Consider the following 21046-nt stretch of genomic DNA (forward strand, 5'->3'; position numbering starts at 1 on the left):
TCAGGAGGCGGTGAGGGTTCCAGTCGCGACCGGCTGGGCCTGCTTCGCATCGTCGGCGATGAACGTGGCGGTCACGGTCTCGCCGCGTTTGAGCGGACGCAGCAGCGGGACCTGCGCGACGCGCTCGTCCAGTTCGGGATAGACGGCAATGCCGCGGACAATGCCGACCAGTTCCTTGCCCGAGCGGACTTCGACGTTGCCGTAGAGGGAGGTTGCCCCATTTCGGCGCAGGGCAAGCGAGAGGACCGGGCCCTTGGCCGTCTGCGCAACCGCCATCGAACCGATGGTGCCCGTCGCGTCGGGGCTGCCGCTGCGCACGATCAGCGGTATCGAGATGCCGAAGACCGACTGGATGCGCAGGACCAGTTCGCCCTTTTCCGTGGCAGCCGCCTGCTCGGCGGTGAGTCCGGCATCGGGTGCGGGCACTGTCGTCACCGTCAGGTGCGTGCGGAATTCGTCGGATGTCGCGCTGTCGGCAAGCGTGGCGCGGACGCGGATCGTGCGGCCCTGGCCGGGCGGCAACGTCAGCCGGCTCGGCGCGGCCAGCACGAAGGGCTTGGCCGAACGGACCTTTGCCGCAACCGCCTGGGCGGCCGGGCCATGATCGGCAATGCGGGAGATCGGCACGATCTCGCCCGACGGCAGCATGGCGTTGTCTACCAGAGCGACGTCGACGGTGACCGGGGTATTACCCTGGTTGAAGACGAAGACCGCCTCGGTTCGCTTGCTGCGATCGAAGATCACGCGGCGCGGGGTGATATTGATGTTCGCGGCGCCTGCTGCCGGAAGGGCGACCTGTGCAGCGGGTGCGACGTCCTGCGCGTGCACGGGGATGGCCGCCACGAGGGGCAGCAGCATCGCAATGGATCGGAACGAGAGCTTCATCGCGCTGGACCTTAGTTAAACTGTGCAAGGAAAAGGATCGAGCCACTGCCCGGAAGCGGCGACCGGAGGCGGATCGGCCTGCCTCCCGCCACGGGGGTCAGGAGGTCGATCCTGTAGACCCCGCTGGCCATGACCACGACGCCGCTTTGCAGGCGCTGCGCCCGGTCGTCGCGCGGCGCGGTCTGCTCCCCGTCTTTCCCGCCGGACAGCAGGAGGGAGACGGAATCACCGCTGTCTCCGCTCAGGAAGACGGCGGAAATGGCATCGTTGACGAGATCGAACGAAAGGCCCGCGCCAACCGGGTCCGCCACCAGGACCGACGCCTGCGCGTCGATGGTCGTGGTGGTCGAACCGCTGGTCGCGGCAAGGGTCGGCGGTGCCGAAGCCAGCAACCCGAACGCTCCGACGATCCGCGCGGCGACAAGCCGGCGCGACATGCAGTACGTTCGGTTCATTGCTCCCCCCTTCGGCATCCGTCCGGCCCTTGCCCGCTCACGTCACTGGTAGGCGACGGAGACCGTGAACGAACCCGTGTAGGCACCCGAGGCCCGCGACGAGGCGAGATCGAAGCTGCCGCCGACGTTGAGCGTGGCGCTGCCGGCCGATGCGGACGAGCCCGAGAGCGTGACGGTCGATCCGAAGTCGGGCGACAGGTTGACCGTGATCGAGTCATTGTTGCCCGAAAGGGTCATGGTCGACGGGATCGACGTGGTCACGACCTGACCGCCTTCGCCATCGACCGTGAACGCGGCGCGGCTGGTGGTGATGCCCGAGAGCGCGACAGCGCCGCTGCCCGCGACGACCGAGTTGCTGCTGTTGGCGATCGAGACCGTGCCCGTGCCGGTGCGCGGCTTGACGATGCGGCCGAAGGCCAGGTCGCTGGTCTTGGTGATCGTGACCGGGCGGACGATTGTGACCGAGGCCGAAGCCGACGCGCTGTCGGTATTGGCTGCGGACTGGGCGAAGGCGGAACCTCCGACCATCAAGCCAGCGGCGATCGCCGCGCTTGCAAGAGCTTTCTTCATGTCTTCTTCCCCTATCCAAGTCCCCGTTCCCACGGGGTGTCCCGGACCGGTCCGCGCAGTTTGCGTTTACCGGTCAATGCCGGCGACCCTGCCGGACTAGGGGGGTTCCTAGGTTTGCGTACCTAAGCAATGGTTAACGGGGCCGGGTGCACTGCAAACCATTGCAAAGATTGGAAAAATCCTTGCGGCGAAAATTTAATGTATTGATAAATATAAGAAAAATATGTCGGAAAAAGTTGTGCCAGGTTGAATGCATTCAGATTTAAGGCCGAGAGTAAGGGGGGTCGTGTTAACCAACGTTTATAGGGCTGGGACCTTTGTAGGCGGTCGGCCTCTGTGCAAAGTCAGGCACGCGGCAGCGGAGCGAGAGCTTGCCCGCCACGCCATTTTCGATTCGTGAGGTCGCCCCAGCTTTGGGGGTAGCGGCGGCTCTGACGCAGCGCGAGGCGTGCGGAGCATATGCGCAATGCGGACGGTCGGTCCGGCGGCTATGAGGGGGTGGGAATTTTCCGCAGTTCTTGCTGCGGCGGTGCGGAATCTCGATCCGCGCAGGGCGGATCCGGCGCCCGCGATCGCGCAGGCGCCGGTCCGGACAGGATCAGCCGTTCAGCTTGTCCTTGACTGCCTTGGCGGCAGCGAAGGTCAGCTTGTTCGAAGCCGCGATCTGGATGGTCGCGCCGGTCGAGGGGTTGCGGCCTTCGCGGGCCGGGGTGTTCTTGACCTTGAACTTGCCGAAGCCGTTCAGCGAGACTTCCTCGCCCTTCGCGGCAGCGTCGGCGATCGCGGCGAACACGCTGTCGACGGCCTTGCGGGCGTCTGCCTTCGAGAGGCCATGGTTGGCGGCGATGATGTCGGCGAGGTCGCTGTTGTTCATGGGTGTCTTGTCCTCAGCTAGAAAGGGACGGCACGGCTAACGCATCGGGAACGGCGAAAGCCATGCCTTGCGGGCGACTTTCCACCGATATTCGCACCATTGCCCCCATTTCACGGCATTTTCAGGCTTGCGATTGTTCGAATCGCCGGAAATCCGCGACGAATTGCCCAACTTGTAACTTTGTGTCGCAGCCAGCGGCGAATCCCATCAAGGAACGTGCGCAGGTGCAGCAATCTGCTAGACACGCTCAAGAAACCGGTCCCGGGCCGGTCGCCGCGCATTGATCCGCCCACCTTGCGATTCGACGCGCGCCGACCGTTCCGCCGCCGGATGGTGCGTTCCGATCCAGCGAGGCTGTCCTTGCCGTCCACAATCCGATATCCGCTCTTCGCGTTTGCCGCTGCCGCTTCCTTTGCGCTGGCTGGTTGCGGTTCCTCCGCCGAACCTGCCGGCAAACCCGCGCCCACTGTCGGCGTCGTGATCGCCCGCCAGCAGCCGGTCGAGCTTACCGCCGAACTTTCAGGACGAACCGAAGCGTCCGAAGTCGCGGAAGTGCGTCCGCAAGTTGCCGGGATCGTCATGGCCCGCCTGTTCCCCGAAGGTTCGTTCGTTCGCGCCGGGCAGCCGCTCTACCAGATCGATTCCCGTATCTATGCCGCGTCCAGCGCGCAGGCGGCGGCATCGCTGGCATCCGCGCAGGCCACGGTCGAGGCCAACCGCCTGAAGGCGGAGCGCTTTCGCCTCCTTGCCGAACAGGGCGGCGTGAGCCGGCAGGATGCGGCCGATGCCCTGGCGGCATACAACCAGTCGCGCGCCGCGGTGGAGCAGGCCCGCGCTTCGCTCGCTTCCGCGCGGGTCAATCTGGGCTTCACCCGGGTCACGTCCCCCATTTCGGGGCGCATCGGCATTTCGATGGTGACCAAGGGCGCGCTCGTCACTGCCAACCAGGCCGAACCGATGGCCAAGGTCCAACGGCTCGACCCGATGTACGTCAACATCAAGCAGTCCGGCGCTGATTTCATCGCCCTGCGCCGCGCTCTGGAAAGCGGCAAGCTGGTGTCCGGGGCGGCCCCCGTTCGCGTGATATTGCCCGACGGTTCGGAATATCCGGTTACCGGCAGGCTCAATCCCGCCGACATCGACGTCGATCCCGAGACCGGCACGATCACCGTCCGGGCCGTGGTGCCAAACCCGAGAGGGGATCTTCTGCCGGGGCTGTTCGTCCGCGCGCGCGTCGGGCAGGGCACCGTGCCAAACGGTATCCTCGTGCCTCAGGCTGCCGTCAGCCGCGATCCGCGTGGCCGTGCCAGCGTGCTCGTCGCCGGTGCGGGAGACATGCTCGAGAAGCGCGAGATCGTGGCGGAAACGCCGGTCGGCCAGAACTGGCTCGTCACCGGCGGGCTCAAGCCGGGCGACCGCGTCGTTGTCGAAGGACTGATCAACGCGCGCGAAGGGCAGAAGGCCAAGGTCGTCGCCGCCGGCAGCAAGGCGGCGTCTGATGCAACGGCCCCGTCCGATGCAAAGGGCGCGGGGAAGTAACCGCCGATGATTTCGCGCTTCTTCGCCCACCGCCCGATTTTCGCCTGGGTTCTTGCCATCGTCATCATGGCGGCGGGCCTGTTCGCCGTCAGCACCATGGGCGTGGAACAGTACCCCGACATCGCCCCGCCCACCGTCTCGATCAATGCGACTTATGGCGGCGCCGATGCCTCTACCGTCGAGAACAGCGTCACCCAGGTTCTCGAGCAGCAACTCAAGGGCCTCGACGGCCTGCTCTATTTCAATTCGAACTCGTCCAACGGGTCCTCCCAGATCACCGTCACCTTCGACAAGGGCACCGATCCCGATACCGCCCAGGTCCAGGTCCAGAACGCCATCTCGCGTGCGGTCAGCCGGCTTCCGGCGGTGGTCCAGCAGCAGGGCGTGAACGTCAACAAGTCGCAATCCGACATGCTGATGGTGGTGTCGATCTATGACAAGACCGGGCGCACGACCAACGCGGATATCTCGGATTACCTGTCGACCCACTTCCAGGACCCCATCTCGCGCGTCGAAGGCGTGGGCAACGCGCAGATATTTGGCGCGTCTTATGCGATGCGCATCTGGCTCGATCCGCTGCGGCTTGCCGCGGTCCAGCTCATGCCTTCGGACGTTGTAACCGCACTCCAGGCCCAGAACACGCAAGTCGCTGCGGGCGAGATCGGCGCGAACCCCGCGCCCGACGGGCAGCGCCTCAACGCCACGGTCACCGCGCGCTCGCGCCTCCAGACGCCCGAGGAATTCGAGAACATCGTCGTCAAGACGCAGGTCGATGGCTCGGTCGTGCGCCTGCGCGACGTTGCCCGGGTGGAGATGGGCGAGGAAAGCTACGGTTCGATCAGCCGTTTCAATGGCATGCCGGCAACCGGCCTGTCGGTCAGCCTCGCTTCGGGCGCGAACGCGATGAAGACCGCGCAGCTGGTCAAGGATACCGTGGCCGAGCTGTCGAAGGATCTGCCCGCCGGATACGAAGTGGCCTATCCACGCGACAGCAGCACTTTCGTCAAGCTATCCATCGAAGAGGTCGTCTGGTCGCTTGGCGAGGCGATCGTGCTGGTCGTGATCGTGATGTTCGTGTTCCTGCAAAGCTGGCGCGCGACGCTGATCCCGGCAATCGCGGTTCCGGTCGTCCTGCTTGGTACTTTCGGCGTGCTGTCGCTTGCCGGCTATACGATCAACACGCTGACGATGTTCGGCATGGTCCTTGCCATCGGTCTGCTGGTCGACGACGCCATCGTCGTCGTCGAAAACGTCGAGCGCGTGATGCACGAAGAAGGGCTGTCCCCGCTCGACGCCACGGTCAAGTCGATGGACGAGATCACATCGGCGCTCATCGGCATCACGCTGGTGCTGACGGCGGTATTCGTGCCGATGGCGTTTTTCGGCGGCTCGACCGGCGCGATCTATCGCCAGTTCTCGGTCACGATCGTTTCGGCCATGACACTGTCGGTCCTCGTCGCGCTGGTCTTCACGCCCGCGCTTTGCGCCACGCTGCTCAAGCCGGTTGCGGAACATGAAAAGCCTGGCGGTCGCTTCTTCCGCAGGTTCAACGATGGCTATGCCAATCTCGAGGGGCGTTACCGCACCCGCCTTGCCCGGGTCGTCGGGCGGCCGCTGCCGTGGATGATGGTCTTTGCGGGGATCACGCTGGGCATGGTCCTGCTCTACGTGCGGCTGCCGACCAGCTTCCTGCCCGCTGAAGACCAGGGCAACCTCTCGATCAGCTACCAGCTTCCGGTCGGCTCCACCTCGGAACAGACCCGCGCCGTAGCCAACCAGCTTTCGGACTATATCCGCACTTCGGAAAAGGAGGACGTGAAAGCCGTGTTCGTGGTGATGGGCCGGGGCCAGGCGGGTTCGGCGCAGAATGCCGGGCAAGGCTTCATCCTGCTCAAGGACTGGTCGGAACGTTCCGGCAAGGAACACAGCGCGGCCGCCATCGCCGAGCGGCTTAATGCCTATTTCCGCAAGTCCCGGGATGCGCAGATCTTCGTGCTCGATCCACCGCCGATCCGTGGCCTTGGCAGTTCCGGCGGTTTCGAGATGTGGCTTCAGGACGCGCTGGGGGCGGGCCGTGATGCGCTGACCGCCGCGCGTCGCCAGCTTACCAAGCTGGCTGGCGAGGACGAGCGCCTGGCGCAAGTCCGCCTGTCCGGGCTCGAGGACACGCCGCAGCTCAAGGTCGACATTGATGACGATGCGCTGACGGCCTTCCAGATCAGTCCGGCAAGCGCGAACTCGACGTTATCCATCGCCTGGGGCGGGCTTTACGTGAACGACTTCGTCGACCGGGGGCGCGTGAAGCGCGTCTACGTCCAGGGCGATGCTCCCTATCGCAACGAACCGTCGGATCTGGGCCAGTGGTTTGTGCGCAGCAATGGCGGGCAGATGGCGCCGTTCTCGGCCTTCGCCTCTTCACACTGGACACAAGGGCCGGTCCGGCTCGACCGCTTCAATGGCGTTCCGGCGCAGCAATTGCAGGGCAGCGGCGCTCCCGGCGTCAGTTCGGGCGATGCGATGAAGATCATGGAGGACAACGCGGCAAAGCTCGACGGCAACTTCAGCGTGGCGTGGAGCGGCCTGTCCTATCAGGAGCGCGCCGCTTCCAGCCAGTCGCTCCTGCTCTACACCGCATCGATCTTCTTCATCTTCCTGTGCCTTGCCGCGCTCTACGAAAGCTGGTCGGTGCCGGTCGCGGTGCTGCTGGTCATCCCGCTCGGCATCATCGGCGCGGTCCTTGCCGTGACCTTGCGCGGCTACAACAACGACATCTATTTCCAGGTGGCGCTGCTGACCACCATCGGCCTCTCGGCCAAGAACGCGATCCTCATCGTGGAGTTCGCCGAAGCTGCGCTGGCGCGCGGGGTGGAACCGGTGGCGGCGGCGCTCGAAGGCGCGCGACTTCGCCTGCGTCCGATCATCATGACGAGCGTCGCGTTCATCGCCGGCGTTATCCCGCTCGCTATTGCCGACGGGGCCGGGGCCAACGGTCGTCGCGCCATCGGCACCGGCGTCATGGGCGGTATGCTTTCGGCGACAATTCTGGCGATCTTCCTCGTGCCACTGTTCTTCGTGCTGGTGAAGGGCTGGTTCCGCCGCAAGCCCGCCACGCCCGTCGAAACCGTGGGAGAGCCCGCATGAACATGCGCCCGATCCTCGCCGCGCTTCCGGCACTGGCGCTCGCGGGTTGCAATCTTGCGCCCAAGTACGTGCAGCCCGCTGCGCCGGTGCCGCCGGCTCTGCCGCAAGGCGGAGCCTACCCCGGTCTAGCCCCCGGCGAGACGGACGCCGATGCGCTGGGCTGGCGCGATTTCTTTGCCGATGCACGCCTGCAGCAGGTGATCGCCAAGGCTCTTGCCGACAACCGCAACCTGCGCGCGACGCTTGCCAACGTAGAGCGGGCGAGGGCGCTCTACCGTGTGGACCGCGCGGCGCTGTTCCCCATCGTCAACGCGACCGGCACGCTGTCGGCGGTGCAGGGCACCGCAGGGCGGGTGACCGACAACTTCCTCGTCCAGGCGGGGACCAGTGCCTACGAGATCGACCTGTGGGGCCGGCTTCGCAACCAGAGCCAGAGTGCGTTCGAAAGCTATCTCGCGACGGACGAAGGGCGCAAGGCAACGCAGATCGCGCTGGTGGCCGAAACAGCAAGCGCGTGGCTGTCCTATGCGGCCACCGCCGATGCCCTGCGCATTGCCGAGGAAACCGTGGCATCCCGGCGCAGGACGCTCGACGTCAATGTCCGGCGCGAAGCCAACGGGATCGGTACGAAGCTTGACGTGGCCACGGCGACCACGGCGCTCAACAGCGCCGAAGCCGCAGTGGCAGACTTCCGCACCAGCCTGGCCCAGGCTCGCAATGCGCTGGAACTGATCGCGGGCGGTCCGTTACCGGACGAGCTTCTGCCTTCGACGTTAGGCGAGGGCGACCAGGTTCGCGCCGAGCTGCCCGTCGGCCTGTCCTCGCAGGTGCTGCTGCGCAGGCCCGACGTTCTCGCTGCGGAGCACGACCTGAAGGCGACCTACGCCGACATTGGCGCGGCGCGGGCGGCGTTCTTTCCGACGCTATCGCTAACCGGCTTGTTCGGGTTCGCCAGTTCCGGGCTGACGAGCATCTTCAGCGGTGGCGACTTCCAGAAGACGGCCAATGCGGCCTTGCGCCAGCGGATCTTCGATGGCGGGGCGACGGCGGGCAATCTTGCGGCGGCCAAGGCCGCGCGCGATGCGGCGCTCGCGACCTATGAGAGGACGATCCAGACGGCCTTCCGCGAAGTGGCGGACGCGCTGGCGCGGCGCGGGACCATCGACGAGAGTGTGAGGGCGCAGACTTCGCTCGAGGCCAATGCGGCGACCGCGTACCGCCTGAGCCAGTCACGCTACGATGCCGGTGTTGCCAGCTATCTCGAACCGCTCGACGCCCAGCGCACGCTCTACAATGCGCGGCAGTCGCTGGTTTCGGTGCGGCTCACGAAAGCGAGCAACATGGTCGAGCTGTACCGTGCGCTGGGAGGCGGATTGGTGGAAGTGACGAAGCCTCAGTAGCTGCGGGGCAGGCCCAGAACGTGTTCGGCCAGGAACGACAGGATCAGGTTCGTGCTGATCGGCGCCACCTGGTAGAGCCGGGTCTCGCGCAGCTTGCGTTCGATGTCGTACTCCTCGGCAAAGCCGAAGCCGCCGTGCGTCTGGACGCAGGCGTTGCCGGCTTCCCATGATGCATCAGCCGCAAGCATCTTGGCCATGTTCGCTTCCGCGCCCATAGGCAAACCCGCCTCGTACATGCGCGCGGCTTCGCGCACCATGAGTTCGGCGGCGCGCATGTTTGCGTAGGCCTTGGCGATGGGGAAGGCGACGCCCTGATTGGCGCCGATGGCACGGCCGAAGACCTTTCGCTCCCCGGCATATTCGACCGACCGCCGCGTGAACCACTTGGCGTCGCCCACGCATTCCGCCGCGATCAGCACCCGTTCGGCGTTCATGCCCGACAGGATGTAACGGAAGCCCTTGCCCTCCTCGCCGAGAAGGTTTGCGGCGGGAATGCGCATGTTGTCGAAGAAGACCTCGGTCGTCGCGTGGTTCATCATCGTGCGGATCGGGCGGATAGTGAGCGACTTGCCCACGACGTCGCGCATGTCGACGATGAAGACTGACAGGCCGTCGGTCTTCTTCGCCACGTCCTCGCGCGCGGTGGTGCGGGCGAGGAGGAGCATGAGATCGGAATGTTCGGCGCGGCTGGTCCAGATCTTCTGGCCATTGACGACATATTCGTCGCCCTCGCGGCGGGCGAAGGTGCGCAAGCTGGTGGTGTCGGTGCCGCTGGTCGGCTCGGTCACGCCGAAGGCCTGGAGGCGCAAGGTCCCGGCGGCGATACGGGGAAGGTATGCGCGCTTCTGTTCTTCCGACCCGTGGCGAAGGATCGTGCCCATGATGTACATCTGCGCATGACAGGCGCCGCCGTTGCCGCCCTCCGACTGGATCGTCTCGAGGATCGCCGCCGCAGCACCAAGGCCGAGGCCCGAGCCGCCGTATTCCTCGGGGATGAGGACGGAAAGGTAGCCCGCCTCGGTCAGCGCGTTGACGAAGTCGGTCGGATACTCGCGCTTCTCGTCGAGCTTGCGCCAGTACTCGCCCGGAAACTGGGCGCATAGCTTGCGAACGCCCTCACGGATTTCGCCGTGGTCTTCGCTGTCGTACGGCGAGAGGATCATCAGGCCGCCTCGAACACCGCCGCGATTCCCTGACCGCCACCAATGCACATGGTTTCAAGGCCATAGCGCCCGCCGCGCCGCTTCAATTCGCGCGTAAGGTTGGCGAGGATGCGCCCGCCGGTGGCGCCGATGGGATGGCCGAGGCTGATGCCCGAGCCATTGACGTTCAGCATCTCGTGGCGGCTGTCGTCGTCCGACCAGCCCCAGCCCTTGAGGCAGGCGAGAACCTGAGGGGCGAAGGCCTCGTTCAGTTCGATGAGGTCGATGTCGTTCCACGTCAGGCCGTTGCGGGCGAACAGGCGCTCGGTAGCGGGGACAGGGCCATAGCCCATGCGGCTCGGATCGCAGCCCGCTGCCGCCCAGGAATGGAACCACGCGATGGGTTCGAGGCCGAGTTCGGCGAGCTTGTCTTCCGCGACGACGAGGCAGGCGGCGGCCGCGTCGTTCTGCTGGCTGGCGTTGCCTGCCGTCACGACGCCGCCTTCGAGGGGGCGCAGCTTGCCAAGCGTTTCCATGCTGGCGTCGGCACGGTAACCCTCGTCGTGGGCGAAGAGAACGGGGTCGCCCTTTTTCTGGGGGATGGAGACCGGAACGAGTTCGTCGTCGAACAGGCCGTTGGCCCATGCAGCAGCCGCGCGCTGGTGGCTGCGCACGGCATAGGCGTCGCAGGCTTCGCGGGTGATGGCAAAGTCCTTGGCGAGGTTTTCCGCCGTCTCGATCATGCCGCTGATCACGCCATAGCGCTCGATCGGCTGGCTCATCACGCGGCCACGGGTAAGGCGGTCGTGAAGGGTCAGCGAGCCCGCGCGCACGCCCTTGCGGACGTCAGTGGTATAGTGCTCGACGTTGGACATCGATTCCACGCCGCCCGCCACGACGACGTCGGAAACCCCGGTCTGCACCATCATCGCCGCATTGACGATCGACTGGAGGCCCGAGCCGCAGCGGCGATCGAGCTGGTAGCCGGGAACTTCCTCGGGCAGGCCCGCGAGCAGCCACGACCAGTGCGAGATGCACGGCGCCTCGCCGTTGCCGTAACCCTGCGCGAAGATCACGTCATCGACGCGCGCGGGGTCGATCCTTGTGCGGTCCATCAGCGCCGTGAGGATCGTTGCGCCCAGTTGCCCGGCGGTGAGAGGCGACAGCGAGCCGCCGAACTTGCCCACGGCGGTGCGGATGGGGGCGACGATGGCGGCGTGGCGAAGCTGGGTCATCACGGTAAATCCTTCACGACATCCGCTCTACGGGAACGGGAGGGGGATTGATCATTGGTCTTTGTCGGATCGTGCCACCACGCCCCGGTCGATCAGCGTGGCGATCTGGCCCGAGGAGAGGCCCAGGCGTTCGGCGAGGACTTCCTCGCTGTGTTGCCCGAGATATGGGGCAGGCATCGGGTCACCGGCCTCGCGATCGGGAATGTTCGCGAAGCTGCGCGGCGCCGGATACTCGAATCCGCTTGGATTGGCGGGTGAGGGGCCGAACAGCGGGTTGCTGGTGACGAGATCGGGATCGCGGGCCATTTCGTGCATGGTGCGATAGCGTTCGAAGGTTGCGCCGGCGCGGGTCATGCGCTGGGAGAGGTCGGCATAGTCGAACCCTTCGGCCGCCTGCTGGAACAGGTCGAACAGGCGGTGGCGGTGGACGAAGCGCCAGTGATCGCTGGCAAGGAAGCTGACGCCGAGTTCCGCCTCGAGTGCGGCGACGGCTTCGGCAAGATCGAAGGCCTCGACCGTCGCCTTCCACTGCTTGGGGGTGAGCGCGGCGACCATGAAGCGGTGGCCGTCGCGGCTGCGGAAGTCGCGGCCAAACGCGCCCCAGATGGCATTGCCGATCCGCTCGCGGTCCCCGTCGCGATAGAGCATTTCGGGTGCGGCGCCAGCATTGAACGCCGTGCCGATTGCCACGTCCCCCAAGGGCACGCGAAGCTCGCTGCCCTGGCCGGTTGCATCGCGGTGGCGCAGCCCGGCCAGAAGTGCGAAGGCGCAATAGGCGCCGGTTATGAAGTCCCAGGCGGGAAGGATCTGGTTGACCGGAGGGGCGTCCTTCGGGTCCCATTCCTCTGGCCCGGTCATCAGCGGATAGCCCGAGGCGGCGTTGACCGTGAAGTCCATCGCCTGCCGTCCGTCGTGCCAGCCCATGATCCGGACCGAGACGAGATCGGGCCGTCCGGCCGCGATCCTTTCGTGCGCCATGAAGCTTTCGAGCGGCAGGTTGGTGATCACCTGCCCGGTTTTCTGCGCAAGCTGCACGGCAAGCTCGCGCCCCTCGGCAGACTGAAGGTCCAGCGCGACGCTCTTCTTGGCGCGGTTGAGGTTTTCCCACGAGAGCGAGCGACCCTCTCGCGTCATCATGTAACGCTTGTAGTCGAGCCCGCCCCGGCTGTCGTCGATGCGGATCACTTCCGCGCCCATCTGGGCGCAGTAGAGACCCGCCGTGGGCGAAGCGACGAACGACGAGACCTCGACGATCGAAAGGCCGTTGAGAAGTTGGTACATTTCAGCGCTTCCCCAAGGCGGGTGGGATCACCAGACGCTTCCTTCGCTTGCGAATTCGCGCAGCAGGTGCTTGGCGATCTGCAACTGCATGATCTGGCTGGTGCCTTCGTAGATGCGCAGGATGCGGGCGTCGCGGAAGAAGCGCTCGGCCGGATATTCGGCGAGGTAGCCTGCCCCGCCATAGACCTGCACGCAGCGATCGACCACGCGGCCGCAGGCTTCGGAGGAGAACAGCTTGGCCGCTGCTGCCTTGCGCTGGACGCTTTCGCCACGGTCGGCGCGGGCGCAGGCGTCGGCGATCATGCATTCGGCGGCGTAGAGTTCCGCCTCGCTATCGGCGAGCATCGCCTGGATGAGCTGGAAGTTGGCGATGGCTTCGCCGAAGGCCTTGCGTTCGGTGGCGTAGCGGATCGCGGTGTCGAGCGCGCGGCGCCCCATGCCCACGCCCATGCCCGCAACTGAAAGGCGCCCGTTGTCGAGGCTCTGCATTGCGATCTGGAAGCCGCGTCCTTCCTCTCCGCCGACCAGTGCCGATCCGGGGACGTGGACGTCTTCCATGATCACGTCGGCGATCTGCGCGCCAGACTGGCCCATCTTCTTGTCGGGCTTGCCGATGCTGATGCCAGGTGCGGTCATGTCGACGATGAAGGCCGAGACGTGGGCGTTGCGCGGCAGCGCCTCTTTCGAGGTGCGCGCCATGATCAGCCCGATCTTCGCGCTCGGGCTGTTGGTGATATAGCGCTTGGTGCCGTTAAGGCGGTAGCCGTTGCCATCGCGCACTGCCATGGTCTGCATTGCCGCGCTGTCCGATCCCGAACCCGGCTCGGTCAGGCCGAAGCAGGCGATTTCGCCGCTGGCGATCCGTGGCAGCCATTCGGCCTTCTGTTCGGGCGTGCCGAAGTTCTTGATCGCGCTGCCAGTCATGCCGATGTTGATCGAGATGGTGGAGCGGAAAGCTGGCGACGCGTAGCTAAGCTGCTTTACCGTTTCGATGTACTGGCTGATGTTCATGCCCGCGCCGCCGAACTCTTCGGGAATGGTTATCCCGAACAGGCCCATTTCGCGCATTTCGGCAAGGATGTCGTCCGGGATGCGATCCTGGGCAATCACCTCGTCCTCGGCGGGGATCAGCCGCTCGCGTACGTAGCGGCGCAACTGCTCGATGAACTGGTCGAAGATTTCGGCGTCCATGCCAGGGTTTACCGTGCTCATCTCAGGCCTCCTCAGACCGGATCGTAAGGGAAGACGTGGGCGGAGACTTCGTCCGCCCGCGCGAATGCGGGCTTGAACGCCGGGATCAGTTCCTCGGCGATGGCGGAAGGCGTCCAGCCTTCGAGCTTGACCATCGAGCGGACCGGGCGTGGCTTGCTGAACAGCACGATCTCGTTCTTGCGGACCGAGAAGACCTGGTTGGTCACGTCCTGCGAGAGGTCCGAGGCGAGATAGGCGACGAGCGGCGCGATCTTGTCCGCGCTCATCGTCTTCATCCGTTCCACGCGCTGCTTCTGCTCTGGCGTTTCGGCCGGGATCGAGGCGGTCATGCGGCTCCACGCGAAGGGCGCGATGCAGTTGGAGCGCACGCCCCAGCGCGCCATGTCGAGCGCGATGGATTGCGACATCGCGACCAGCCCCAGCTTTGCCGCCGAGTAGTTCGCCTGGCCGAGGTTGCCGATCAGGCCGGAGGTGGACGTGAAGTGGATGAAGCTGCCGGAAGACTGCTCGCGGAAATAGGGAGTCGCCGCCTTCGACACGTTGAACGCGCCAGTAAGGTTCACGTCGATCACGCTGGTCCAGTCCTCGTAGGACATCTTGTGCCAGATCGTGTCGCGCAGGATGCCGGCATTGTTGACCACCGCATCGATCCGGCCAAAGCGCTGCACGGCATCCTCGACGATGCTGGTGGCGCCCATGGGATCGGCAACGCTGGCAAGGTTTGCCCAGGCTCTGCCGCCTGCCGCAACGATGTCGTTGACGGTGGTCTGGGCCGGGCCTTCGTCCGAGCCATCGCCGCCTTGCGCCACGCCGGGATCGTTGACGACGACTGCCGCGCCTTCGCGTGCGCAAAGCAGGGCAATCTCCCGTCCGATCCCGCGTCCAGCCCCGGTCACGGCAACGACTTTGCCTTCAAGCACGCCTGCCATTCGAATCTCCAGTTTCAGTTCTTCGGCTGACGCTAACCGCACAGTTAACAGTTTTCAACATCGAGAATTGCTTTTCATAATGATGAAAAGTATCATCGCGCCATGTCCGGTCCCGTCCATTCCGTCAGCCAGGCGTTCGCCATCCTGCGCCACCTTGCGCAGGCCGGCGGGCCGCAGACCTTGACCGACGTCTGTCGCGCGCTCGATCTCAGCCCGTCGAGCGGCCTCAATCTGCTGCGCACGCTTCTTGCCGAGCAGGCCATCACCCGTGACGCCGATGGCAAGCGCTATACGCTCTCACCCGGTTGGCAGGGCCTTGCCGTGCTGCGCGACGACGCGGCCATGGTGATTGCAGCCGTCCGTCCGCTGCTGTCTCGGCTGGCGGAAGAGCAGGATGCCGCCGTCGGCCTCTGGCAGGTGCAGCCCGGGGACCGCCTGGCCCTCGTGGCGCTTGGCGAAAGCGGGGCGGCAACGCGCATCCACATGGTCGAGGGGCAGCGCCAGCCGCTCGGTTCGGGAGCCTCCGGGCGCGCAATTGCCGCTTATGAAAACCCGGGCGAGAAGGAACTCCAGCGTCGCTTTGCCAAGGTGCGATGGCGCCGGCCGCTCACTTATCCCGCGTGGGCGCAACAGATCGGTCGTGCCGCGCGCGACGGCTATGCAATCGACGATGGCTTCGGCCATCCTGGCATTTGCTCCATCAGCGCCGTAGTTCCGCCTCATGCGCCGGGCGACCCGGTCCGGTTCTGCGTCAGCGCGTCGGTATTCGCTGCGTCGCGCGATGCGCGGCAGATCGCGGCGCTGGGCGAAGGCCTGCTGCGCCTTGCAGCCGACCCGGCCTTTGCCTTGTGACGCCTATGTCTTGAACGGCACGTTCACATTGAGGTGCGCGGGGCACTTCACAATCCATCGCAATTGTGGTCATGCCCCCCCATCAATCACTCCATGATTGAATCGGAGCTTTCCGCCGATGCGTTTCAAGGGTCTCGATCTAAACCTGCTCGTCGTGTTCGATGCGCTGATGGAAACGCGCAGCGTGACCCGCGCGGCGGAGCGGATCGGGTTGACCCAGCCCGCGACGAGTGCCGCGCTGCGCCGCTTGCGCGACTATTTCAGGGACGAGATTGTCGTCGCCGTTGGCAAGCGGATGCATCCCACGCCATTCGCCGAGGCGTTGCACCCTCAGATACAGCAGGCCCTGCGCAGGGTCGAGCGGGCGATCTCGATGCCGACCGAGTTCGATCCGTCGACGTCGACCCGCCGCTTCCGCATCATCGGTTCGGACTACATCATGGTCGCCGTGCTGGTACCGCTGATCGAACGCTTCGCCCGCACCGCGCCCGGCGTGCGTATCGAGATCATCCAGCCCAACGAACACAGCGTAGCCGAACTCGAAGCGGGAAGGGCAGACCTGCTGGTCACGCCCGAGCCCTTCCTCGCCTCGTGGCACCCTAGCGAGGTGCTTTTCGACGAGGAGCAGGTGGTCGTCGGCTGGGCGCAGAACCCGATCTTTGCGCGGGGGGTGACCGCAGACGACTTCTACGCGGCCGGTCATGTGACCGTCGCGTTCGGCGCGAACCGCACGCCGGCCTTCGCGGATTCCGCGCTCAGCCGCATGGGGCGCGAGCGGCGGGTCGAGGTGACGGTCGGCAGCTTCGCTTCCGCACCGTGGTTCATTGAAGGCACCTCGCGCCTTGCCGTGCTGCACGAGCGGCTGGTCCGCCAGATCGCACGCCGTTTCAACCTGGCCTGGGCGCGGATGCCGTTCGATTTCCCGACCATGCAGGAAATGATGCAGTTCCATGAGGCGCGTGCCGAAGACGCCGGGCTGGCATGGCTTCGTCAGCAGATGCGCGAGGTCGCTTCCGAGAACGCCTGATATGTCGGTCAGTGCGAGACGCGCCGCGCCCGCTTGATCGTGCCCGAATAGGACAGGACGGGCGTCTCGCCGCAGAAGATCGTGCCTCTTGCGAAGACGAGGCTACCGCCGGCTCGCACTAGTTCCCCGCGCGAGGTCAGCATCTCGCCGGCTTGTGCTCCGCTCACGAATTCGCAGTTGAGCGTTACGGTCACCCCCGTCACCTCGTCGCCGTTCGAAGCTGCCACCATGAACAGCGAGAAGTCGGCGAAAGTCATCAGGGCGCCACCGTGGACGATGCCGTGACCATTGAGGTTCTTCTGCTCCGGCATGAAACCGGTGACGATCCCGCGCTCGTCCCTGGTCACGAAGAACGGGCCGGTGCCGTCCTCGAAGGGGTCCTTGCCCGACCACTTCCACCAACCTTCGAAGGGCCCCCGCGTCACGCGCTCGAAATTGCCCCTGATCGGAGCTTCACTGTTCTCGCTCATGCGCGTTTCTTAGGGCGCTCCTGCGCGCCCTGTCGATATGCGATCTATTGACAATGGCTTTCAGGCTGCTGCCTGCGGCACACTCGCCAGCATTCGCTCGGCCAGCGTACGTCCCGAAAGCCATGCGTTCTCGACGCGCGGTCCAAGCAGCCAGTCGCCACAGATGCCGATCCGTGACGTCGCGCTCCACAGTGCCCCGAGGTCGCTTCCTGTCGACATGGCATAACGCCAGCGGTGCGCCGAAGCCACCACCGGGACAGCAATGTCCACCCCCAGCGCTTCGCCCAGCGATGAGAGGAGCGTGCCAGCCACCGCGTCGGCGCAATCTTCGATATGGTCGGCCGACCACTGCGGCGTTGCCTGCACGACCCAGGTTTCCGGTCCGGTGCGCCCCGGCTTGGCGCCATTGCGGGCCGCCCAACTGACGAGGCCTGCTTCCCGCACCGCATCGCGCCGCGTCGGCAAGCGTTCGGCAAAGGCGTACATGCCCGTCCAGCACGGCTGCGACCGTGCCGCCAGTGCCGTCGATGCCAGCGACAGGTCGTGCAGCGCGACGATCGCCGCGGCCTGCTCGGGCGGGATCGAGACCACGACCGCGTCGAATGGTCCGTCCTGCACTCGCTGTCCGCCGGATGCGTCGCCGGTCAGGAGCCAGCCTCCGTTCCTGTTGACCAGCCCGCGCACGTGCCAGCCGAATGTGACATCGTGTCGCTCCGCCATTTCGCGGATCACCGCGTTCATTCCCGGAACACCGACCCAGGCGCCGGTCCCCGCCGCCGGCCATGGCGCGGCCACGCCGCTTGCCGACCAGCGCGCGACTTGCGCCATGAATGCCGGGTCGCGGACTGTGAAGTACTGCGCGCCATGGTCGAAATGGGCATCGCCCAGCGGCGTTTCCATGCGGCGCGTCGACATGCGCCCGCCCGGTCCGCGCCCCTTGTCGAAGAGCGAGACCCTGTGACCTGCACGCACGAGATGGCTTGCGCAGGAAAGACCGGCCATGCCCGCGCCAACGATTGCAACATGCATCTGCATTTTCAGCCGTTTGAGCCCCGTCCCATCAACCCCGTCCCATCAGGGCCAGAACTTCCTTGCGGCTGCTCGCGTCATCGAGGAAGCAGCCGAGCATCCGGCTGGTAACCATGCCCACGCCGTGCGTCCTGACGCCGCGCCCGGTCATGCAGCCATGCTGCGCCTCGATCACCACCGCGACGCCGTGCGGCTTGAGATTGTCCCAGATGCATTGCGCCACTTCCGCGGTCAGCCGTTCCTGCACCTGCAGCCGCTGCGCAAATCCGTGCAGTACGCGGGCGAGCTTCGAGATGCCGACCACCCGGTCGCGGGGCAGGTAGGCGATCGATGCGGTCCCGGTGATCGGCGCCATGTGGTGTTCGCAGTGGCTCTGAAAGGGGATGTCGCGCAACAGCACGACTTCATCGTAGCCGCCGACTTCCTCGAACGTGCGGGACAGGTGAAGCCCCGGGTCCTGAGCATAGCCGCTGCAATATTCCCGCCAGGCCCGCGCCACGCGCTTGGGCGTGTCGAGCAGGCCTTCGCGCTCGGGCTGGTCGCCTGACCAGCGGATGAGGGTGCGGATCGCCTCCTCGACGTCGGCCGGCACCACGATCTTGCCGTCCTCGCCGATCACGTCGGCCATGCCGGACGACGCGGCGAGGGATGGGGAGAGCACGTTCATTGCGGCAAGGCTCCGGTGTGGCAATGTTGCGGGATGCCCTGCGGATGCGCCCCGCCCCGCTTCCTGCCAACACGGACCAAAGGGCACGCATTGGAATACCGGGAAAACGCACGTATATACGTCCCATGTCCATAGCCGAGATGATCGCTTCCAGTCCGACGGCCGCCGTCATCAGCAATCCGCGTTTGCCGGACAACCCGATCATTGCCTGCAATGACGCGTTCGTCGAACTGACCGGCTATGCGCGCGAGGAGATCATTGGCCGCAACTGCCGCTTCCTTCGCGGGAGCGGGACGGAAGACGACAAGGCACGCATCCTGCGCGACGGGATCTGGCGCAAGCAGCCGGTCATGGTCGAGATCGTCAACTACAAGAAGGATGGCACGCGTTTTCGCAACGCGGTCATGGTCGCGCCGATCTTCGATGCCGACGGCGAGGTCGAATACTTTCTCGGCTCTCAGGTCGAAATTGCCGAGGACCAGGGCCAGGCCAACGACGCGCGCCGCAATGGCGCTGCCGAGCGGGTCGAACGTCTCAGCCGCCGCCAGAAGGAAATTCTCGTGCTGATGGCAGCGGGCAAGCTCAACAAGCAGATCGCCTACGAACTGGGACTGAGCGAGCGCACGGTGAAGATGCATCGTTCCGCCGTGCTCAAGGGGCTCGACGTCAAGACCAGCGCCGACGCGATCCGCGTAGCCATCGAAGCTGGGTTCTAGGTCCTTTTTGCGGCCTCAGGCCGAAACCGTCAGGGCCTTGGCGCCTTCGATCCTGAACTCGCACCATACCCCATCGGGATCGAAATTCAGTTCCACCCCGTCGAGCCCCGGCTGCGGCATCAGCAGGCGCGTGCCCAGGCCTTCGCGATCAGGCGCTTTCACTTGCGGACCACCTTTTTCCGTCCAAAGCAGGAACAGTGTCGACCCGCCCGATCCGATGAACCAGCTTAATTCGACCCTGCCGCGCTCGTTTGACAGCGCGCCGTGCTTTATCGCGTTCGTGCAAAGTTCGTGCAGCGCCATGATGAGCGGGATGCAGCTGTCTGCCGGCAGGATGCATGGCTCGCCGCTCAGGCGGATGCGCCCGTCCCGGTCGAACGGGGCGACGGTCTGCCGCGCAAGCTGAGGTAATCGGCCCTCTGTTTCCGCGCCGATCTGGAGCAGGTCGCTGGCCTCGGCAAGGCCCTCGATGCGCAGCGAGAATTCCTTGTAGAAATCCATCGGTGAGGTGGCCTTGGGCCCGCGCGATGCGAGCGCCTGGATCAGCATGAGCATGTTGCGGACGCGGTGGCGCAGCTCTGTGTTGTAGCGTTGCTGTCGCTCGTTGACCTGGCCCAGCTCTCGCAGCACCCGGCGCAGCATGGTGCCAGTGCCGACGATCATGCCGGCCGACGTGGCGAAGAGGAGGAAGAATACCACGCGGACGGTGGTCACTTCGTGGAACCACGCGCCCCCGCCGAAAGTGCGCTGCGCGAAAAACGCGGTCACCAGTGCGAATATGGCCGCGAACCTTAGCTCCAGGACCAGCGCGGCGATAAGGATGCTTGGCCAGAACGTCAGGAACGGCAATCCCAGCGACCCGGTGTCGAGCGACATGCGCAAGGCGGTAGGCACGAGCAGAAGGCCGGCCATCCAGGCCAGCGAGGACACGGGTCCGCGATCACGCTCGATCAGGGCGCGAACGAATTGTCCACGTGCGCGTTTACCAGAATCCAAAACCCCTGCCTTCCCCCATGAGGCTCTTGCGCGGCTGCGACCCCGGACGCAATCGTTCTTTGGAGCGAGCCTAGGGCGAACCACTGCTCCGGCGCAAGGCAATTGCGGAAGGATCGCGCCAGAGTGGTTTCGGGTTAACCATAATGAAATGATGAGAAGGCGCCTTGCGCTGGTCTTGTCAGGCCACCTCGGGAATCCTGATCGGCTCGCGCGGCGTCAGGCGCAATGCGTCCGCCAGTTCGATGACATCGGCAATTGCCCGCGCCTCGTGAGGCAAAAGGCCCTGGAAGTCGGGCCGGAATGCGCGGCATGTCTGCAGAAGATTGACTGGAGAACGTTCCAGTTCGGAGCGATATTCGTCGAGCGTGCGGCATCCGTCGATCTCGCTCCACGGTACCCCGGTGGGCGATGGACGTTCGTGATAGGCCCAGAGCGCCAGCACTGCCCGCTCCACAGCCCGCCGGGCCTGGTCGACGATCGCAGCGCCGGAAGCGCGCGCCTTCAGGTTCTGGCGATAGCGGCGTTGTCGTTCTGCGTTGCTCAGGGGCATGTCGTGAATTTCTAGCGATTAACCAAGGCGGCGACAGCCCGTTACGTTACTTACGCTCGCGTAAACCATTGGGGGC

General features: G+C 65.4%; 20 protein-coding genes. 6 read left to right on the plus strand and 14 right to left on the minus strand.

Going from position 1 to position 21046, the window contains the following annotated elements; translation table 11 throughout:
- The 4 genes from SARO_RS06070 to SARO_RS06085 form a co-directional block, all read right to left on the minus strand.
- Entirely contained in the window at positions 1 to 885 is an 885-nt protein-coding gene (locus SARO_RS06070; protein WP_011444873.1) for a hypothetical protein, read from the minus strand.
- An 11-nt stretch (positions 886 to 896) separates the two neighbouring features.
- Positions 897 to 1340 (minus strand): hypothetical protein, encoded by a 444-nt coding sequence (locus SARO_RS06075; RefSeq protein WP_143004782.1) that lies wholly within the window; start codon positions 1338 to 1340, stop codon positions 897 to 899.
- Between the two features lie 42 nt (positions 1341 to 1382).
- Positions 1383 to 1910 (minus strand): DUF4402 domain-containing protein, encoded by a 528-nt coding sequence (locus tag SARO_RS06080; RefSeq protein ID WP_011444875.1) that lies wholly within the window; start codon positions 1908 to 1910, stop codon positions 1383 to 1385.
- A gap of 598 nt (positions 1911 to 2508) precedes the next feature.
- Positions 2509 to 2784 (minus strand): HU family DNA-binding protein, encoded by a 276-nt coding sequence (locus tag SARO_RS06085; RefSeq protein ID WP_011444876.1) that lies wholly within the window; start codon positions 2782 to 2784, stop codon positions 2509 to 2511.
- A 330-nt stretch (positions 2785 to 3114) separates the two neighbouring features.
- On the opposite strand from SARO_RS06085, the gene SARO_RS06090 reads away from it, so the two are divergent.
- Genes SARO_RS06090 through SARO_RS06100 form a run of 3 tightly spaced genes read left to right on the plus strand, consistent with a single transcriptional unit; the run spans position 3115 to position 8864 of the window.
- Positions 3115 to 4323: an efflux RND transporter periplasmic adaptor subunit gene (locus SARO_RS06090; protein WP_011444877.1), complete on the plus strand. Its 1209-nt coding sequence runs from the start codon at positions 3115 to 3117 to the stop codon at positions 4321 to 4323.
- 6 nt (positions 4324 to 4329) lie between these two features.
- On the plus strand, positions 4330 to 7464 hold the full coding sequence (locus tag SARO_RS06095; RefSeq protein WP_011444878.1) for an efflux RND transporter permease subunit: 3135 nt from the start codon (positions 4330 to 4332) through the stop codon (positions 7462 to 7464).
- Entirely contained in the window at positions 7461 to 8864 is a 1404-nt protein-coding gene (locus tag SARO_RS06100; protein ID WP_011444879.1) for an efflux transporter outer membrane subunit, read from the plus strand. Before SARO_RS06095 ends, SARO_RS06100 begins: the two co-directional genes overlap by 4 nt.
- Here SARO_RS06100 and SARO_RS06105 read toward each other — a convergent pair.
- The 5 genes from SARO_RS06105 to SARO_RS06125 are packed head-to-tail and all read right to left on the minus strand — an operon-like array spanning position 8858 to position 14663.
- Complete coding sequence (locus SARO_RS06105) at positions 8858 to 10027, minus strand: acyl-CoA dehydrogenase family protein (protein ID WP_011444880.1); 1170 nt, start codon at positions 10025 to 10027, stop codon at positions 8858 to 8860. The two genes, SARO_RS06100 and SARO_RS06105, sit on opposite strands and share 7 nt — an antisense overlap.
- Positions 10027 to 11241, minus strand: a complete 1215-nt coding sequence (locus SARO_RS06110) for an acetyl-CoA C-acetyltransferase (RefSeq protein WP_011444881.1) — start codon at positions 11239 to 11241, stop codon at positions 10027 to 10029. The genes SARO_RS06105 and SARO_RS06110 overlap by 1 nt, the downstream gene beginning before the upstream one ends.
- A 51-nt stretch (positions 11242 to 11292) precedes the next feature.
- Positions 11293 to 12522 carry a CoA transferase gene (locus tag SARO_RS06115; RefSeq protein ID WP_011444882.1) on the minus strand — a complete coding sequence of 410 codons (1230 nt, stop codon included), beginning with the start codon at positions 12520 to 12522 and terminating at the stop codon, positions 11293 to 11295.
- 27 nt (positions 12523 to 12549) lie between these two features.
- A complete protein-coding gene (locus SARO_RS06120) occupies positions 12550 to 13734 on the minus strand; it encodes an acyl-CoA dehydrogenase family protein (RefSeq protein ID WP_011444883.1) in 1185 nt (394 codons plus the stop codon).
- Positions 13735 to 13745: 11 nt separating this feature from the next.
- Positions 13746 to 14663 carry an SDR family NAD(P)-dependent oxidoreductase gene (locus SARO_RS06125; RefSeq protein WP_011444884.1) on the minus strand — a complete coding sequence of 306 codons (918 nt, stop codon included), beginning with the start codon at positions 14661 to 14663 and terminating at the stop codon, positions 13746 to 13748.
- Between the two features lie 102 nt (positions 14664 to 14765).
- Between SARO_RS06125 and SARO_RS06130 the strand changes: the two genes are divergently transcribed.
- A complete protein-coding gene (locus SARO_RS06130) occupies positions 14766 to 15515 on the plus strand; it encodes an IclR family transcriptional regulator (protein ID WP_011444885.1) in 750 nt (249 codons plus the stop codon).
- 118 nt (positions 15516 to 15633) lie between these two features.
- Positions 15634 to 16542 (plus strand): LysR family transcriptional regulator, encoded by a 909-nt coding sequence (locus SARO_RS06135; RefSeq protein ID WP_011444886.1) that lies wholly within the window; start codon positions 15634 to 15636, stop codon positions 16540 to 16542.
- A gap of 8 nt (positions 16543 to 16550) precedes the next feature.
- On the opposite strand, the gene SARO_RS06140 is transcribed toward SARO_RS06135, so the two are convergent.
- Genes SARO_RS06140 through folE form a run of 3 tightly spaced genes read right to left on the minus strand, consistent with a single transcriptional unit; the run spans position 16551 to position 18669 of the window.
- Positions 16551 to 17012: a PaaI family thioesterase gene (locus SARO_RS06140; RefSeq protein WP_011444887.1), complete on the minus strand. Its 462-nt coding sequence runs from the start codon at positions 17010 to 17012 to the stop codon at positions 16551 to 16553.
- 60 nt (positions 17013 to 17072) lie between these two features.
- Positions 17073 to 18041: an NAD(P)/FAD-dependent oxidoreductase gene (locus SARO_RS06145; RefSeq protein WP_041550776.1), complete on the minus strand. Its 969-nt coding sequence runs from the start codon at positions 18039 to 18041 to the stop codon at positions 17073 to 17075.
- 31 nt (positions 18042 to 18072) lie between these two features.
- Positions 18073 to 18669, minus strand: coding sequence for a GTP cyclohydrolase I FolE (gene folE, locus SARO_RS06150; RefSeq protein WP_041550778.1), 597 nt, complete (start codon positions 18667 to 18669; stop codon positions 18073 to 18075).
- Positions 18670 to 18833: 164 nt separating this feature from the next.
- On the opposite strand from folE, the gene SARO_RS06155 reads away from it, so the two are divergent.
- A complete protein-coding gene (locus SARO_RS06155) occupies positions 18834 to 19424 on the plus strand; it encodes a LuxR C-terminal-related transcriptional regulator (protein ID WP_041550199.1) in 591 nt (196 codons plus the stop codon).
- A 15-nt stretch (positions 19425 to 19439) separates the two neighbouring features.
- On the opposite strand, the gene SARO_RS06160 is transcribed toward SARO_RS06155, so the two are convergent.
- Both SARO_RS06160 and SARO_RS06165 read right to left on the minus strand, forming a co-directional pair.
- Positions 19440 to 20336 (minus strand): sensor histidine kinase, encoded by an 897-nt coding sequence (locus SARO_RS06160; protein WP_143004783.1) that lies wholly within the window; start codon positions 20334 to 20336, stop codon positions 19440 to 19442.
- 262 nt (positions 20337 to 20598) lie between these two features.
- Positions 20599 to 20970 carry a hypothetical protein gene (locus SARO_RS06165; RefSeq protein ID WP_041550200.1) on the minus strand — a complete coding sequence of 124 codons (372 nt, stop codon included), beginning with the start codon at positions 20968 to 20970 and terminating at the stop codon, positions 20599 to 20601.
- Positions 20971 to 21046 lie beyond the last annotated feature (76 nt).

Origin of the sequence: Novosphingobium aromaticivorans DSM 12444 (assembly GCF_000013325.1) — a bacterium.
Lineage (GTDB): Bacteria > Pseudomonadota > Alphaproteobacteria > Sphingomonadales > Sphingomonadaceae > Novosphingobium > Novosphingobium aromaticivorans.

Coding starts and splice junctions, on each gene's coding strand:
- SARO_RS06160 (WP_143004783.1), bottom strand. CDS start 20,336: ATGGCCGGCCTTCTGCTCGTGCCTACCGCCTTGCGCATGTCGCTCGAC.
- SARO_RS06120 (WP_011444883.1), bottom strand. CDS start 13,734: ATGAGCACGGTAAACCCTGGCATGGACGCCGAAATCTTCGACCAGTTC.
- SARO_RS06070 (WP_011444873.1), bottom strand. CDS start 885: ATGAAGCTCTCGTTCCGATCCATTGCGATGCTGCTGCCCCTCGTGGCG.
- SARO_RS06085 (WP_011444876.1), bottom strand. CDS start 2,784: ATGAACAACAGCGACCTCGCCGACATCATCGCCGCCAACCATGGCCTC.
- SARO_RS06095 (WP_011444878.1), top strand. CDS start 4,330: ATGATTTCGCGCTTCTTCGCCCACCGCCCGATTTTCGCCTGGGTTCTT.
- SARO_RS06135 (WP_011444886.1), top strand. CDS start 15,634: ATGCGTTTCAAGGGTCTCGATCTAAACCTGCTCGTCGTGTTCGATGCG.
- SARO_RS06155 (WP_041550199.1), top strand. CDS start 18,834: ATGTCCATAGCCGAGATGATCGCTTCCAGTCCGACGGCCGCCGTCATC.
- SARO_RS06145 (WP_041550776.1), bottom strand. CDS start 18,041: ATGCATGTTGCAATCGTTGGCGCGGGCATGGCCGGTCTTTCCTGCGCA.
- SARO_RS06075 (WP_143004782.1), bottom strand. CDS start 1,340: ATGAACCGAACGTACTGCATGTCGCGCCGGCTTGTCGCCGCGCGGATC.
- SARO_RS06125 (WP_011444884.1), bottom strand. CDS start 14,663: ATGGCAGGCGTGCTTGAAGGCAAAGTCGTTGCCGTGACCGGGGCTGGA.
- SARO_RS06110 (WP_011444881.1), bottom strand. CDS start 11,241: ATGACCCAGCTTCGCCACGCCGCCATCGTCGCCCCCATCCGCACCGCC.
- SARO_RS06080 (WP_011444875.1), bottom strand. CDS start 1,910: ATGAAGAAAGCTCTTGCAAGCGCGGCGATCGCCGCTGGCTTGATGGTC.
- SARO_RS06165 (WP_041550200.1), bottom strand. CDS start 20,970: ATGCCCCTGAGCAACGCAGAACGACAACGCCGCTATCGCCAGAACCTG.
- folE (WP_041550778.1), bottom strand. CDS start 18,669: ATGGCCGACGTGATCGGCGAGGACGGCAAGATCGTGGTGCCGGCCGAC.
- SARO_RS06090 (WP_011444877.1), top strand. CDS start 3,115: ATGGTGCGTTCCGATCCAGCGAGGCTGTCCTTGCCGTCCACAATCCGA.
- SARO_RS06115 (WP_011444882.1), bottom strand. CDS start 12,522: ATGTACCAACTTCTCAACGGCCTTTCGATCGTCGAGGTCTCGTCGTTC.
- SARO_RS06105 (WP_011444880.1), bottom strand. CDS start 10,027: ATGATCCTCTCGCCGTACGACAGCGAAGACCACGGCGAAATCCGTGAG.
- SARO_RS06100 (WP_011444879.1), top strand. CDS start 7,461: ATGAACATGCGCCCGATCCTCGCCGCGCTTCCGGCACTGGCGCTCGCG.
- SARO_RS06140 (WP_011444887.1), bottom strand. CDS start 17,012: ATGAGCGAGAACAGTGAAGCTCCGATCAGGGGCAATTTCGAGCGCGTG.
- SARO_RS06130 (WP_011444885.1), top strand. CDS start 14,766: ATGTCCGGTCCCGTCCATTCCGTCAGCCAGGCGTTCGCCATCCTGCGC.